The sequence below is a fragment of the Paracraurococcus lichenis genome (assembly GCF_030657435.1).
Classification (GTDB): domain Bacteria; phylum Pseudomonadota; class Alphaproteobacteria; order Acetobacterales; family Acetobacteraceae; genus Paracraurococcus; species Paracraurococcus lichenis.
In genome coordinates, this window is sequence record NZ_JAUTWS010000314.1 from 1 (window position 1) to 1,251 (window position 1,251).

At 66.3% G+C, this 1,251-nt stretch carries 2 protein-coding genes; one reads left to right on the forward strand and one right to left on the reverse strand.

The window, feature by feature from the left end; all coding sequences use genetic code 11:
- The coding region (locus tag Q7A36_RS39925; protein ID WP_305109345.1) for a hypothetical protein at positions 1-243 on the reverse strand (243 nt) is incomplete at its 3' end.
- A 49-nt stretch (positions 244-292) separates the two neighbouring features.
- Between Q7A36_RS39925 and Q7A36_RS39930 the strand changes: the two genes are divergently transcribed.
- Positions 293-1,251 (forward strand): transposase (locus tag Q7A36_RS39930; protein ID WP_305109346.1); only part of this gene is annotated, 959 nt, incomplete at its 3' end.

The window sequence follows — 1,251 nt, forward strand, 5'->3', positions numbered from 1 at the left end:
CGGTTCTGTTGCAAGTTTGATACTGCTGGCGAAATCGGAAAGGCGGAAGTTGGTTGAATGATGCGCCCTTTGGTTGGGTGAGCCTTGGCGCATTTGCCTGCGGCCCACGCCGCAAGGTCTGCAGCGTGCCAGACAGCCCCCCGAGCTTGGCGACAGCGGCGGCTTTGCCGCTGTAAGCAGCATGCCGCGATCGCGCCAGCCAGGCATTGATGAAGCTGTTCCTGCAACATCGAGGCCGGCCATGTGCCTACACCCTGCAGCGCCCCTTCCAGTTCCGGACGCGACGGTCAAGGTGGCGCGGCAAGCTTTCCCGCGTGGCAATCTGCTGCTGAGCCTGCGTGACAAGCTTGGCCCCGTCTTCGACGATGACCGCTTTGCATCGCTGTTCCCGAGCAAGGGTCAGCCAGCGGCGGCGCCCTGGCGTCTGGCCTTGGTGACGTTGCTGCAGTTCGCTGAGGGCTTGTCGGATCGAGGGGCGGCGGATGCGGTGCGGGGGCGGATCGACTGGAAGTATTTGCTCGGCCTGTCACTCACCGACCCTGGCTTTGACAGCTCGGTGCTGAGCGAGTTCCGCACACGCTTGGTTGCGGGCGCGGCCGAGACCCTGCTGCTGGATGCGGTGCTGGAGATCGCGGCGGCGCATCACCTGCTCAAAGCCGGAGGCCGCCAGCGCACGGACGCCACCCACGTCCTGGCCGCCGCCCGTGCGCTGAACCGGCTCGAGTGTGTTCACGAGACGCTGCGGCATACGCTGGAGGTGCTGGCCCTGGTGGCGCCCGAATGGTTGCTGCCGCAGGTTTTGCCGCACTGGGCCGAGGCGTACGAAGCGCGTGCCTTCGACGACCGCCTGCCACGTTCGGCTACCAAACGAGCCGCCTGGGTGCAGCAGATTGGCGAGGACGGCCATCATCTGCTCGCGGCGCTTGCCGCTGCTGCCACGCCGGAGTGGCTCCGCCACCTGCCCGCCGCCGAAATGCTACGCCGGGTCTGTGTTCAGCAGTTCTATCTTGCCGACGGCCAGGTGCGCTGGCGGAGCGAGCGCGACGAGATCCCGCCCGCGGCAAGGCTCATCAACTCACCTTACGATGCCAATGCCCGCTATGCCTGCAAGCGCAGCACGACCTGGATCGGCTACAAGGTGCATCTGAGCGAGACCTGTGACGAGGAGCGGCCGCGGATCATCACCGCGGTGCAGACCACCGCCGGGCCTGTGGCGGACAGCGACGTCACAGCCCCGATCCATACAGCACT